This window comes from Escherichia sp. MOD1-EC5433, from assembly GCF_002966005.1.
Taxonomy (GTDB): domain Bacteria; phylum Pseudomonadota; class Gammaproteobacteria; order Enterobacterales; family Enterobacteriaceae; genus Escherichia; species Escherichia ruysiae.
The window spans coordinates 54887-67931 of record NZ_PTRL01000008.1; the positions used below are offsets into that span (position 1 = coordinate 54887).

Annotated in this window: 15 protein-coding genes; 1 reads left to right on the forward strand and 14 read right to left on the reverse strand. The window is 51.4% G+C overall.

The window, feature by feature from the left end:
• Positions 1-48 precede the first annotated feature (48 nt).
• From C3D30_RS16185 to yceD, 13 genes are all read right to left on the reverse strand, one after another.
• Entirely contained in the window at positions 49-846 is a 798-nt protein-coding gene (locus C3D30_RS16185) for a metal-dependent hydrolase (RefSeq protein ID WP_000480283.1), read from the reverse strand.
• 10 nt (positions 847-856) lie between these two features.
• Entirely contained in the window at positions 857-1861 is a 1005-nt protein-coding gene (gene holB, locus C3D30_RS16190) for a DNA polymerase III subunit delta' (protein ID WP_105287128.1), read from the reverse strand.
• Positions 1858-2499: a dTMP kinase gene (gene tmk / locus C3D30_RS16195; RefSeq protein ID WP_001257009.1), complete on the reverse strand. Its 642-nt coding sequence runs from the start codon at positions 2497-2499 to the stop codon at positions 1858-1860. Before tmk ends, holB begins: the two co-directional genes overlap by 4 nt.
• Entirely contained in the window at positions 2489-3511 is a 1023-nt protein-coding gene (yceG, locus tag C3D30_RS16200; RefSeq protein ID WP_105287129.1) for a cell division protein YceG, read from the reverse strand. Before yceG ends, tmk begins: the two co-directional genes overlap by 11 nt.
• Before the next feature lie 2 nt (positions 3512-3513).
• A complete protein-coding gene (gene pabC / locus C3D30_RS16205; protein ID WP_105287130.1) occupies positions 3514-4323 on the reverse strand; it encodes an aminodeoxychorismate lyase in 810 nt (269 codons plus the stop codon).
• Positions 4324-4442: 119 nt separating this feature from the next.
• Positions 4443-5684, reverse strand: a complete 1242-nt coding sequence (fabF, locus tag C3D30_RS16210) for a beta-ketoacyl-ACP synthase II (RefSeq protein ID WP_000044679.1) — start codon at positions 5682-5684, stop codon at positions 4443-4445.
• Between the two features lie 88 nt (positions 5685-5772).
• Positions 5773-6009, reverse strand: coding sequence for an acyl carrier protein (gene acpP / locus C3D30_RS16215; protein ID WP_000103754.1), 237 nt, complete (start codon positions 6007-6009; stop codon positions 5773-5775).
• A gap of 210 nt (positions 6010-6219) precedes the next feature.
• Positions 6220-6954 (reverse strand): 3-oxoacyl-ACP reductase FabG, encoded by a 735-nt coding sequence (gene fabG / locus C3D30_RS16220; RefSeq protein ID WP_001008544.1) that lies wholly within the window; start codon positions 6952-6954, stop codon positions 6220-6222.
• Between the two features lie 12 nt (positions 6955-6966).
• Positions 6967-7896 (reverse strand): ACP S-malonyltransferase, encoded by a 930-nt coding sequence (gene fabD, locus C3D30_RS16225; protein ID WP_105284893.1) that lies wholly within the window; start codon positions 7894-7896, stop codon positions 6967-6969.
• 15 nt (positions 7897-7911) lie between these two features.
• On the reverse strand, positions 7912-8865 hold the full coding sequence (gene fabH, locus C3D30_RS16230; RefSeq protein ID WP_000288127.1) for a beta-ketoacyl-ACP synthase III: 954 nt from the start codon (positions 8863-8865) through the stop codon (positions 7912-7914).
• A 67-nt stretch (positions 8866-8932) separates the two neighbouring features.
• A complete protein-coding gene (plsX, locus tag C3D30_RS16235; protein WP_000197577.1) occupies positions 8933-10003 on the reverse strand; it encodes a phosphate acyltransferase PlsX in 1071 nt (356 codons plus the stop codon).
• 80 nt (positions 10004-10083) lie between these two features.
• Positions 10084-10257, reverse strand: coding sequence for a 50S ribosomal protein L32 (gene rpmF / locus C3D30_RS16240; RefSeq protein ID WP_000290727.1), 174 nt, complete (start codon positions 10255-10257; stop codon positions 10084-10086).
• 51 nt (positions 10258-10308) lie between these two features.
• Entirely contained in the window at positions 10309-10830 is a 522-nt protein-coding gene (gene yceD / locus C3D30_RS16245) for a 23S rRNA accumulation protein YceD (protein ID WP_001174481.1), read from the reverse strand.
• 198 nt (positions 10831-11028) lie between these two features.
• On the opposite strand from yceD, the gene yceF reads away from it, so the two are divergent.
• Positions 11029-11613, forward strand: a complete 585-nt coding sequence (yceF, locus tag C3D30_RS16250; protein ID WP_010352275.1) for a 7-methyl-GTP pyrophosphatase — start codon at positions 11029-11031, stop codon at positions 11611-11613.
• Between the two features lie 116 nt (positions 11614-11729).
• Here yceF and rluC read toward each other — a convergent pair whose 3' ends face one another.
• A complete protein-coding gene (rluC, locus tag C3D30_RS16255) occupies positions 11730-12689 on the reverse strand; it encodes a 23S rRNA pseudouridine(955/2504/2580) synthase RluC (RefSeq protein WP_024191101.1) in 960 nt (319 codons plus the stop codon).
• Between the last annotated feature and the right edge of the window lie 356 nt (positions 12690-13045).

Consider the following 13045-nt stretch of genomic DNA (forward strand, 5'->3'; position numbering starts at 1 on the left):
GAACTTTACTCGTTTTAACCATTAATTACGAGCTTAAAAAAAATTCATTCAACTGATGGACTGCAGGCGGGAAGCGTCGATGTGAAACAGACGGGCGAAGTTATCGGTGGTTACCTGCGCCAGTTCTTCAACGGCAACACCTTTCAACACAGCCATGTATTCTGCAACGTCACGAACCATCGCAGGTTGATTCTCTTTTCCTCGATGTGGCACTGGCGCCAGGTAAGGCGAGTCAGTTTCCACCAGTAGCCGATCCAGCGGGACATAACGCGCGGCATCGCGCAGTTGTTCCGCATTACGGAAGGTCACAATGCCGGAAAAGGAGATGTAAAATCCGAGATCCAGTAACTTGCCCGCCGTTTCTTTGTCCTCTGTAAAACAGTGTAGTACGCCACCACAATCCGTCACTTTTTCTTCACGCAGAATAGCCAGCGTATCGGCGCGGGCGTCACGCGTATGGACGATAACCGGCTTGTTCAGTTCGCGACCAATCTGGATATGATGAATGAAGGATTCTTGCTGACGGACTTTTGTTTCCGGCGTGTAATAATAATCCAGCCCGGTTTCACCCAGCGCAACAACGCCCTCTTCTGCTGCCAGACGGCGTAAATCTTCCACATCGTAGGGATCATTCTGGTTTAGCGGATGCACACCGCAAGAAAAAACGACGTTGTCACGTTCGCCAACCAGATCCCGCATATGCAGGTAACCGGGCAATGTCGTGGCGACCGCCAGACAAAATTTCACATCGCGCGCGGCGGCTTTCGCCAGAACGTCATCCACGTCCTTGTGTAAAGATTCATAATTCAAACCATCGAGATGGCAGTGTGAGTCGACTAAAAACATAATGTCTCTCTTAAAGATGAGGAACCGGTAACACAACGTCCGGTTGCAGGTAATGCTCAATACGCAGTAAAAGATCGGTAATGACAAGCTCGCGGTTTACGCCTGTGACAGAAATTAACTGCTCACGACTTTGGCAAACATCCCCCAGTATAGCCTGCAGGCGAGAGGGAGAAAGCTGGTTTGCCAGCGCGGCGACAACGCCAGGAACATCAACATTGGTGACTTGTGAAGCGCCATAATGGCGTTTGAGCGCATCCATCAACAAAGTTGCCAACCAGTGCAGACGCGCCGGAGCTTGTTCGTGGTTAAGTGCCGGCAACATCGAATACCAGTCGCCAGATTGCACGCTGTTTGCCAACGCCTGACAAAGTGTCTCACGTGCCTGCCAGATATCCCCTTGAAACAGCCCCAATGCCGCGCCAGGCGAACCGGCGCTCAGGCGCAATGCGGTTAGCATAGCCTCTTGTGACATTGTCACTTCACGCGCAAGCCAGCTCACTGCGTACTGTTCCGGCGGCGGTGCAAGATAATGCAAGCGACAACGGCTGCGCAGTGTTGCCAGTAAGCGTTCAAGTTCTCGTGTAGCGAGGAAAAACCAGGTTTCCGCTGGAGGCTCTTCCAGTGTTTTCAGCAAAGCATTGGCAGCGGCATCGGTCAGCAAGGCAGCATCGGTGACCCAGACAACTTTCGCACCGCCTAATCGTGCGTGTTCATTAAGCTTTTCGGTGACTTCACGCACGGCATCAATGCCCAGAGCATTCTTCCCTTTTTCGGGAGCAAGAGTGTAATAATCGGGGTGCGTCCCCGCCTGCATCAACTGGCATCCGCGACAATGACCACAGCTTTTGTGGCCCTGCGGTTGTTGGCAAAGTAAATAACGGCTCAGAGCGTAGATTAAGGCATCATCGCCCATGCCAGGTAATGCCTGAATCAGTAGCGCATGGTGACCCCTTCCGGCCTGATAGCTGGCTACCAGTTTTTCGAAATCAGGTCGTAACCATGGATACCATCTCATTCGCCCTGCTCCTTAACCCAGTGAGTCACGGTGGTGCGAATCGCGTCCATGACATCTTCCAGCGATTGTGTTGCATCAATAGTGTGAATGCTTTTATCTTGTGCAGCCAGTTCCAGGTAGCGAGCGCGGGTGCGATTAAAGAAATCAAAAGACTCTTGCTCAATGCGATCCAGCTCGCCGCGCGCACGCGCGCGCTTTAGGCCGACTTCTGGGGTAACATCGAGATAGAGCGTTAAGTCGGGGCGAAAATCCCCGAGAACAGCATCACGCAGTGTTGCCAGCATATGTTGGTCAATACCACGTCCGCCGCCCTGATACGCCTGAGTGGAGAGATCGTGGCGATCACCAATCACCCATGTGCCGTTTGCCAGTGCCGGTTTGATGACGGTTTCTACCAGTTGTACACGCGCGGCATAAAACATCAGCACTTCGGCTTTATCGGTAATAACTTCATCGCCTACCGATTTGATATCCAGCACCAGGCTTCTTAACTTTTCGGCAAGTTGCGTACCGCCGGGTTCCCGAGTGAAAACCATGTCGCGGATACCCAGTTGCTCAAGCGTCTCAACCACCACGTTGCGTGCGGTGGTTTTGCCTGCGCCTTCCAGCCCTTCAATGACGATATACTTACTGCGCATTTTTTTCCTTAAGCACTTTCAGATAATCCTGCACAGACTTGTTATGACTGGCAAGATTGGTATTAAACGTGTGACCACCTTTACCATCGGCCACAAAATAGAGATACGGCGTTTTTGCCGGATGCGCAGCAGCCTTCAGCGAATCCGCCCCCGGCGTAGCTATCGCACCTGGCGGCAAACCGGTAATGGTATAGGTGTTATACGCTGTCGGCGTTTCCAGGTCTGCACGAGAAAGTTTGCCATTATAACGCTCTCCCATCCCGTAAATCACGGTTGGGTCGGTCTGCAGGCGCATACCAATGCGTAAACGGTTGATAAATACCGAGGCAACCTGATCGCGTTCACTGGCAACGGCGGTTTCTTTTTCGATAATTGATGCCATCGTCACCAGCTGGTTTTTATCTTTATAAGGTAGACCGTCCGCACGCCCTTCCCAGGCGCTATCGACCGCTTTCACCATTTTCTTGTGCGCTCGCTTGAGTAACGCAATATCGGTGGTATTGGCGGTATACATCCAGGTGTCTGGCCAGAACCAACCTTCAATCCACTCCGGGTTTTCCAGTTCAAGTGCCTGCGCTACGGTGGCGTACTTATCGTCGCTCAGCGTATGCTTGATATACGGGGCCTCACGCAATTGCTTGAGGTAATCGCTCAGACGCATCCCCTCCACCAGGCGTAGTGGAAACTGTGCTTCTTTACCGCTTTCCAGCAATTTCAGCATCTCACGCACAGTCATCTGCGGTGTAAAGCGGTAAGTCCCGGCTTTGAAATGAGAAAGATCCGGCTCGATACGCAGCAGCCATTGAAATACCCGTGGGCGATTGATGATCTTATCGGCATAAAGCTGTTCACCGAGCGCCAGACGTCCGGTCCCCGGTTTCAGAGTAAATATCGTCTCTTCTTTAATAAGTAATTTGCTGTCGGCGAGGTGGCGAACCTTCCAGACGCCCACACCAGCGGCGATACCCAGTACCACCAGCAATAACAAAACAATCAATAACACTTTTTTCATGACTAATTCGGGTGCTCACAAAGTGGGGCTAAATATTCATATAGCGTTGTTGACGAAAAGGAGGCTTCGCCACAGGCACGCACGGGAATCACTGGCATCAACGCATTACAAACCACCATCTCATCTGCCTGCATCACCTCCTCCAGCGAGGCTTGTACTTCGACAAGCTGATAAGAGGATTGTGCCAGTAAACGGATGCAGAATTGTCGCATAATACCGTTGACACCAGCCTGATCCAGGCGCGGCGTATAAACTACGTTGCTCTTGCGCCAGAACAAATTAGCCGCACAGCATTCCGTAACCCACCCTTCGCTGTCAAGAACCAGCGCCTCATCGGCGTTTGTCTGCTCAAGATGAGAGCGAATTAGCACTTGCTCAAGCCGATTAAGATGTTTAATACCTGCGAGATAAGGATTGCGTCCAAGGCGTACTGGACTTAGCGCCAGAGTAATACCCTCTTTGCGTAAGCGGTCATAATGTGCAGGGTAAGCCGCAACGGAGAGAATCCGCGTTGCCGGTCCACTGTTCAATGTGCTGTATCCTCGCCCACCGCTGCCGCGACTGATCACCACTTTCAGCACACCGTTCTGCTGTTCTGCTGCCAGCGTTTTCATCTCTTGCTCAAGCTGCGGCCAGAAATCACAGGCGATCATTAACCGCTGAGTGGCTTCCTGTAGTCGCTGTATATGCGCGGATAACAAACTGACTTCACCGTCGATAATTCTGGCTGTGGTGAAACAACCATCGCCAAATTGCGTTGCCCGATCGCTTGCTGCCAGCGAATCCTGTTTATGACCGTTAATTAAGAACATACCGGCTCCTTATCAGAGGATTATTAGTGTGGCAGCATGTTCACTGCGGAACAAGTCTGAATAAAACCTAAGAAAAAAGGCCCGCAAGCGGACCTTTTATACAGGTGGGAAATAGCAACTTAGATCTTTTTAAAGATCAAAGAACCATTAGTGCCACCGAAGCCGAAGGAGTTACACAGGGTATACTCCATTCCGCTGACCTGACGCGCTTCGTGCGGTACGAAATCCAGATCGCAACCTTCATCCGGGTTATCCAGGTTGATGGTCGGCGGAACAGCCTGATCGCGCAGCGCCAGGATGGAGTAGATAGACTCTACCGCACCCGCCGCACCTAACAGGTGACCGGTCATGGATTTCGTGGAGCTTACCAGCACACGGCTTGCAGCTTCACCGAAGATGGTTTTCACTGCCTGCGCTTCGGCTTTATCGCCAGCAGGCGTTGAAGTACCGTGCGCGTTAACGTAGCCAATCTGGCTCGCTTCAATACCTGCATCACGCAGAGCATTTGCCATTGCCAGAGCTGCGCCTGCGCCATTTTCCGGCGGCGACGTCATATGATAGGCATCGCTGCTCATACCAAAGCCGACGAGTTCAGCGTAAATTTTCGCACCGCGTTTTTTCGCGTGTTCGTACTCTTCGAGCACCAGCATACCGGCACCATCGCCCAGTACGAAACCATCACGCTCTTTATCCCACGGGCGGCTAGCCGCTTGCGGGTTATCATTGCGGGTAGATAATGCACGTGCCGCGCCGAAACCGCCAACGCCCAGCGGCGTACTGGCTTTCTCTGCGCCACCTGCAACCATCACGTCAGCATCGCCATACGCGATAATACGCGCAGCATGACCAATGTTGTGCACGCCGGAAGTACAGGCGGTCGCGATAGAGATGCTTGGGCCACGCAGGCCATACATGATAGTCAGGTGACCTGCCACCATGTTCACAATCGTTGACGGAACGAAGAATGGGCTGATCTTACGTGGACCACCGTTCATCAAAGATGTGTGGTTTTCTTCGATCAGTCCGAGGCCGCCAATCCCGGAGCCAATTGCGGCACCAATGCGGGTTGCGTTCTCTTCCGTTATTTCAAGGCCAGAATCCTGCATGGCCTGAACGCCAGCGACAATTCCATATTGAATGAAGGCATCCATCTTGCGCTGTTCTTTGCGCGAGATAATGTCCTCACAGTTAAAATCCTTTACTAAGCCAGCAAATTTCGTTGCATAGGCGCTAGTATCGAAATGGTCGATTAGGCTGATGCCACTCTGACCGGCAAGCAGAGCTTTCCAGGTAGACTCTACGGTATTGCCGACAGGAGACAACATGCCCAGTCCGGTCACAACTACACGACGCTTAGACACGTTTGTCCTCCAGGGAGGGAAAAAAATGATTCTAGTGGGACAAAAAGATAAAACTCAGGCGGTCGAACGACCGCCTGGAGATGTTCACTTACGCCTGGTGGCCGTTGATGTAATCAATGGCAGCCTGAACGGTGGTGATTTTCTCAGCTTCTTCGTCCGGAATCTCAGTATCAAACTCTTCTTCCAGAGCCATTACCAGCTCAACGGTGTCAAGAGAATCCGCGCCCAGGTCTTCAACGAAAGAAGCATTGTTGGTAACTTCTTCCTGCTTAACGCCCAGCTGTTCGCCGATAATTTTCTTAACGCGTTCTTCGATAGTGCTCATACTCTTAAATTTCCTATCAAAACTCGCTTTCGCGATGGTTTTCGTAGTGTATAAAATGTTGAAAAATTTGCAACTAAATCCCGGCAGGTCTTACCACGATTTTACGTTATTTTGAGGCCATACCCCCCAACAACGCAAATCATTTTGCACTAATTATTACTCATAACCACGCAGACTGCGCGCAACATGAGCATTTTGTGCAAATCGCGGTCAGACCATGTACATCCCGCCGTTCACATGCAAAGTTTCACCCGTGATGTAAGCTGCTTCGTCGGATGCCAGGAATGCAACCGCGTTGGCGATTTCCTGTGCGCCGCCGAGGCGACCCGCAGGAACCTGCGCCAGGATACCCGCACGCTGGTCATCGCTCAGCGCACGTGTCATGTCCGTTTCAATAAAGCCCGGAGCAACAACGTTTACAGTAATACCACGTGACGCAACTTCGCGCGCCAGGGATTTACTGAAGCCGATCAAGCCCGCTTTCGCCGCAGCGTAGTTGGCCTGACCGCCATTTCCCATGGTACCAACCACAGAACCGATAGTGATAATACGACCATGACGCTTTTTCATCATAGCGCGCATTACCGCTTTTGACAGACGGAAAACAGATGAAAGGTTGGTTTCGATAATATCATTCCACTCATCATCTTTCATTCGCATTAACAGGTTATCACGAGTGATACCGGCATTATTGACCAGGATATCGACTTCACCAAATTCTGCGCGAATTTTTTCCAGAACAGATTCGATAGATGCCGGGTCGGTCACATTCAACATCAGACCTTTACCGTTATCACCTAAATAATCGCTGATCGCCTGAGCACCGCTTTCACTGGTCGCAGTACCGATAACTTTCGCGCCACGAGCTGCGAGCGTTTCCGCAATTGCGCGACCAATCCCACGGCTTGCACCGGTTACCAGTGCGATTTTTCCTTCAAAATTCATGTTTTTCCTCTTTTAAAGCTCGAGCGCCGCTGCCATCGCTGAAGGTTCGTTCAGCGCCGAGGCGGTCAGGGTGTCGACAATGCGTTTTGTCAGGCCAGTAAGCACTTTGCCTGGTCCCACTTCATAAAGATGTTCAACGCCTTGCGCTGCCATGTATTCAACAGATTTCGTCCATTGAACCGGATTATACAGCTGACGTACCAGCGCATCACGGATAGCATCGCCATTAGTTTCGCATTTCACATCAACGTTATTCACAACCGGGACGGTTGGGGTATTGAAGGTGATTTTCGCCAATTCAACAGCCAGTTTATCGGCAGCCGGTTTCATCAGCGCACAGTGAGACGGTACGCTCACTGGCAACGGCAACGCACGTTTTGCGCCCGCAGCTTTACAGGCAGCACCTGCACGCTCAACCGCTTCTTTATGACCGGCAATAACGACCTGCCCCGGAGAGTTAAAGTTTACCGGAGAAACCACCTGACCTTCTGCAGCTTCTTCGCAAGCTTTAGCAATAGACGCATCATCAAGACCGATGATTGCCGCCATTGCGCCTGTCCCTTCCGGTACAGCTTCCTGCATGAACTTGCCGCGCATCTCAACCAGACGCACTGCATCAGCAAAATCAATCACACCAGCGCAAACCAGCGCGGAGTATTCACCCAGGCTGTGACCGGCCATCATCGCCGGTGTTTTACCGCCCTGCTGCTGCCACACACGGTACAACGCAACAGATGCAGTCAACAGCGCAGGCTGGGTTTGCCAGGTTTTATTCAGTTCTTCGGCAGGCCCCTGCTGGGTCAGCGCCCACAGGTCGTAGCCCAGCGCCGCAGAGGCTTCAGCAAACGTTTCTTCGACAATGGGATAGCTCGCCGCCATATCAGCCAGCATTCCAACGGTTTGAGAGCCCTGTCCAGGGAACACAAATGCAAATTGCGTCATCTTTAAATCCTTATCCTAGAAACGAACCAGCGCGGAGCCCCAGGTGAACCCACCGCCAAAGGCTTCAAGCAGAACCAGCTGTCCAGGCTTAATACGCCCGTCGCGTACAGCTTCATCAAGTGCACAAGGCACAGAAGCGGCAGAGGTATTACCGTGTCGATCCAGCGTCACGACGACATTGTCCATCGACATGCCGAGTTTTTTCGCCGTCGCGCTGATAATACGCAAGTTCGCCTGATGCGGAACCAGCCAGTCCAGTTGGGAACGATCAAGGTTATTTGCCGCCAGCGTCTCATCAACGATGTGCGCCAACTCGGTTACCGCAACCTTGAAGACTTCGTTGCCCGCCATGGTCAGATGAATTGAATTTTCTGGATTCACACGATCGGCGTTAGGCAATGTCAGCAATTCACCATAGCTGCCATCGGCATGAAGATGCGTGGAGATAATTCCAGGCTCTTCAGAGGCAGCAAGCACCGCAGCGCCCGCGCCGTCGCCAAAAATGATAATGGTCCCGCGATCTGTTGGATCGCAGGTGCGCGCCAGTACATCGGAACCGACGACCAGAGCATACTTCACCGCACCAGATTTCACATATTGATCGGCTACGCTCAGCGCGTAGGTGAAACCTGCACAGGCTGCAGCAACGTCAAACGCCGGGCAACCTTTGATGCCCAACATGCTTTGAATCTGACATGCTGCGCTCGGGAAGGCGTGCGTGGCAGAAGTTGTTGCCACAACGATCAGGCCAATCTGGTCTTTATCAATGCCCGCCATTTCAATTGCACGCGTCGCCGCTTCGAAGCCCATGGTAGAAACGGTTTCGTTTGGCGCGGCAATGTGGCGTTCGCGGATGCCAGTACGAGTGACAATCCACTCGTCAGAGGTATCCACCATTTTTTCCAGATCGGCGTTTGTCCGCACTTGTTCGGGCAGATAGCTGCCAGTACCAATAATCTTCGTATACATGTACGCTCAGTCACTTTTCGGTTATATACCGTCACTTGCAAACTGCGAGTTCGCTGGCAGCGTCCTGCTACCGCAGAGATCCGCTTTTGCCACCGTCCAACAGCTCAAAACCAGCTGGGTATACAGATTCCAGGCGAGCGGCAATTCGCTGAGGAACTTGTCGCTGCACCGCCTGCACTGCCTGTTCAATCGCGACCGCAAAAGCTCGCTGATTGGCTGCACCATGACTTTTTATCACCGTGCCGCGCAATCCTAACAGACAGGCGCCGTTATACTGGTCGGGGTTGAGGTGACTGAATCGCCTCGTCAGGCTCTTTTGTAGCCAACGCTTTAATAACAGTAGCCACCACGACCGTTTTTTCCCTTCTCCCTGAGATTTCAGCAGAGAAAGGAACATCCTGACAACACCTTCCATCGTCTTTAATGTGACATTTCCTGTAAAGCCGTCACAGACCAACACATCTGTCTTGCCAGTTAATAACTCATTGGCTTCAAGATAGCCGATATAGTTGATAGAAGGGATTGTTTTAAGCACTGCTGAGGCATCCCGAATACTGTCGAGACCCTTTACTTCTTCTTCACCAATATTGAGCAACGCCACGCGAGGATTTGGAATTTCCACCACCTCTTCAGCCAAAACTGAGCCCATAATGGCAAATTGCACCAACATTGTGCTGTCACAATCGACGTTGGCTCCTAAATCGAGAACCACCGTTTTGCCCTTTTGTTGATGCGGTAACACCGTCACCAACGCCGGGCGCTCAATCCCCTCCAGGGGCTTGAGTAATAATTTAGCCAGCCCCATCAGCGCCCCGGTATTGCCAGCACTGACACAGGCTTGCGCTCGACCTTCTTTCACCAGCTCCAGCGCCACGCGCATTGAGCTACCGCGACTGGCGCGGATAGCCTGCGAAGGCCGGGCATCACTGGCGATAACTGACTGCGCAGGAATAATCTGCAAACGCGAACGTTGTTCAAAATCAGCTTTAGCAAGTAATGGCGTGATGGCGTCGGGGTTACCGACTAAAAGAAGAGTGAGTTGCGAATTAGAGTTCAGTGCCTGCAAAGCTGCAGGCACTGTCACAGAAGGGCCAAAATCGCCCCCCATGACATCTAACGCCAGGGTTAGACGTGTCAAGGTATCGTCGCCGCCCGGTTTGGTCTTTCCCCAGTTGCCTGGGGAAAATCCTCACTAAGCTTCATCACGCAGATGCGTGATTACTTAGCGATGACCTTGCGGCCACGGTAGTAACCGTCGGCAGTGATGTGGTGACGCAGGTGTTTTTCACCAGAAGTTTTGTCTACAGACAGGCTGGTGACTGCGGTCAGCGCGTCATGGGAACGACGCATGCCACGTTTGGAACGGGTTGGTTTATTCTGTTGTACGGCCATGGACCTTACTCCTCAATTACGGTTTATCCCCGATCCAACGGGGAGCACCAATTACTTACGCTTTAAGCTGGCTAATACGGCAAATGGGTTTGGCTTTTGCGCTTCTTCAGGCAGTTCACCAAAGACCATGTCCGCTTCGGACACTTCACAGTGTTCAGAATCATGCACCGGAACTACCGGCAAGGCGAGGATGATTTCATCTTCAACCATTGCAAGCAGATCGATTTCACCGAATTCGTTAACCTCAATCGGTTCATACGCTTCCGGCAGTGCTTCAGCCTGTTCGTCTGAACGCACAGGACTAAAACAATACGTTGTGTAGACCTGATGAGTAAACGGCTTCCCGCAACGCTGACACTCGAGCGTTACCGTCACCTTCGCATCGCCGTTTAACACTGCGAGACGTTGGTTATCGATAGCGAACGACATGGAGCATTCCACATCACTGTCCACACTGACTACGGATTCGGCGACGCGCTCAACCTGATCAGGAGTATAGATACCCTGGTAATCAAGGCGTTTTTGAGCCGTACGAACCGGATCGAGAGTCAGGGGTAATTTTACCTTTTGCATAGGGCGCGCATATTAACTTTGTAACGTCATAGAGTCAAAGAAAAAGGCAGCCTGTGGTTGCCTTTTGCCAATAATTCGCACACATTGCGGGTTACTGCTTTATTTTCGTTCAGTGCTGATAACGAACATCAACCTGCAAAACGAAGCGCATAGTTTAAAATGGCTATCATCAATACGCTATATCTGATGGAAAAAAATATGTCTAAACTTATTTTAGCCTCCACTTCGCCCTGGCGCCGCGCCTTACTTGAAAAACTACAAATCTCTTTCGAATGTGCCGCTCCGGAGGTCGACGAAACCCCGCATAGCGATGAATCGCCGCGCCAGCTGGTGCTCCGGCTGGCGCAAGAAAAAGCGCAATCCTTAGCATCACGTTATCCCTCTCATTTAATTATCGGTTCAGACCAGGTGTGTGTTCTTGATGGCGAAATCACCGGTAAACCGTTAACGGAAGAAAATGCGCGTCTGCAATTACGCAAAGCCAGCGGCAATATTGTCACCTTCTATACTGGGCTGGCGCTGTTTAATTCGGCGAGCGGGCATCTGCAAACGGAAGTGGAACCTTTTGACGTTCATTTCCGCCACTTAAGCGAGGCGGAGATTGATAATTACGTGCGTAAAGAACATCCCCTGCACTGCGCTGGCAGTTTTAAGAGTGAAGGGTTTGGCATTACGCTATTCGAACGTTTAGAAGGACGTGACCCTAATACGCTGGTTGGTTTACCGCTCATCGCGCTCTGTCAGATGTTACGTCGGGAAGGGAAAAACCCGCTGATGGGGTAGTTTTGTCTGCCGGATAAAGCATTTACGCCGCATCCGGCAATCGGTTCTGGCAGCCTGACGCGACGTAAACACCTTATCAGGTCTACCACCCATTATATCTGGCTTATATGTTTGTATTAACGCGCATTACGCAGTTTCTGCAAACAACGCTTCAGACCATCATCCATCGGCGCTTCGATACGCATCACCTCACCCGTTCCCGGATGGGTAAACTTCAACGCTGCCGCGTGCAGGAACAAACGCTTCAGCCCCGTTCCGGTCTCAGTGAGCTGTTGATCAAACTCACGATCGCCGTAACGATCATCAAACGCAATCGGATGACCAGCGTATTGAGTATGCACACGGATCTGGTGTGTACGTCCGGTAACCGGACTGCAACGAACCAGCGTGGCAAACGCATAGCGTTCTTCCACTTTGAAGCGTGTTTCTGACGGTTTACCTTCCTGGCTCACACGCACAATACGTTCGCCGCTTTGCAGAATATTCTTCAGCAGCGGAGCCTGGACACTCTTCACGTGTGACTGCCACTGACCGCGCACCAGCGCCAGATAATCTTTTTGCATCCCTTTTTCACGTAATTGCTCATGCAGAGAACGTAACGCCGAACGTTTTTTCGCTACCAGCAATACACCTGAAGTGTCCCGGTCGAGTCGATGCACCAGTTCAAGGAACCGCGCTTCCGGGCGCAACGCCCTCAGCCCTTCAATAACGCCGAAACTCAAACCACTGCCGCCATGCACCGCCGTACCTGAGGGTTTATTGAGCACCAGGATATGATCATCTTCATATAAGATGACGTCCGCCAGCGCCGCCACTTTTTGCAGATGCGGCGAAACAGCCTCTTCTTCCCGTTCGGCAACGCGAACCGGTGGAATACGCACTTCATCACCAGCTTCGAGTTTATATTCAGGCTTAATACGTTTTTTGTTCACCCGCACTTCGCCTTTACGCAAAATACGGTAAATCATACTTTTTGGTACGCCTTTCAATTGGGTGCGCAAAAAGTTGTCGATACGTTGCCCCGCTTCATCAGCGGTAATAGCAACGATTTTTACGGATGGAGTCTCTGTTTTCATGGTGGGCGATTCTAAATAGCCAACAGGATTCGCGCCACTCATTTTTCTATGCTTATATTTAGTTCTGCACCTTATTACTTCCCAGTGCAATCACTTAATTGATGGTTATTAAACCAATCGCCAGCAAGAAGTGAAAAAACTGTGAGTAAGTGGGTGATAAATGGTAAAAGTCATCTTGCTATAACAAGGCTTGCAGTGGAATAATGAGAACGTTTCCGTGTCCAACCTTGTTAAAACAAGAAATTTTACGGAATACCCCATTTTGCCCGACCGATCATCAACGCAGCAATGGCGTAAGACGTATTGATCTTTCAGGCAGTTAGCGGGCTGCGGGTTGCAGTCCTTACCGGTAGATG

Excerpts from the sequence above, each read along its gene's own strand:
- C3D30_RS16185 (WP_000480283.1), bottom strand. The coding sequence starts at position 846 with ATGTTTTTAGTCGACTCACACTGCCATCTCGATGGTTTGAATTATGAA.
- holB (WP_105287128.1), bottom strand. The coding sequence starts at position 1,861 with ATGAGATGGTATCCATGGTTACGACCTGATTTCGAAAAACTGGTAGCC.
- tmk (WP_001257009.1), bottom strand. The coding sequence starts at position 2,499 with ATGCGCAGTAAGTATATCGTCATTGAAGGGCTGGAAGGCGCAGGCAAA.
- yceG (WP_105287129.1), bottom strand. The coding sequence starts at position 3,511 with ATGAAAAAAGTGTTATTGATTGTTTTGTTATTGCTGGTGGTACTGGGT.
- pabC (WP_105287130.1), bottom strand. The coding sequence starts at position 4,323 with ATGTTCTTAATTAACGGTCATAAACAGGATTCGCTGGCAGCAAGCGAT.
- acpP (WP_000103754.1), bottom strand. The coding sequence starts at position 6,009 with ATGAGCACTATCGAAGAACGCGTTAAGAAAATTATCGGCGAACAGCTG.
- fabG (WP_001008544.1), bottom strand. The coding sequence starts at position 6,954 with ATGAATTTTGAAGGAAAAATCGCACTGGTAACCGGTGCAAGCCGTGGG.
- fabD (WP_105284893.1), bottom strand. The coding sequence starts at position 7,896 with ATGACGCAATTTGCATTTGTGTTCCCTGGACAGGGCTCTCAAACCGTT.
- fabH (WP_000288127.1), bottom strand. The coding sequence starts at position 8,865 with ATGTATACGAAGATTATTGGTACTGGCAGCTATCTGCCCGAACAAGTG.
- rpmF (WP_000290727.1), bottom strand. The coding sequence starts at position 10,257 with ATGGCCGTACAACAGAATAAACCAACCCGTTCCAAACGTGGCATGCGT.
- yceD (WP_001174481.1), bottom strand. The coding sequence starts at position 10,830 with ATGCAAAAGGTAAAATTACCCCTGACTCTCGATCCGGTTCGTACGGCT.
- yceF (WP_010352275.1), top strand. The coding sequence starts at position 11,029 with ATGTCTAAACTTATTTTAGCCTCCACTTCGCCCTGGCGCCGCGCCTTA.
- rluC (WP_024191101.1), bottom strand. The coding sequence starts at position 12,689 with ATGAAAACAGAGACTCCATCCGTAAAAATCGTTGCTATTACCGCTGAT.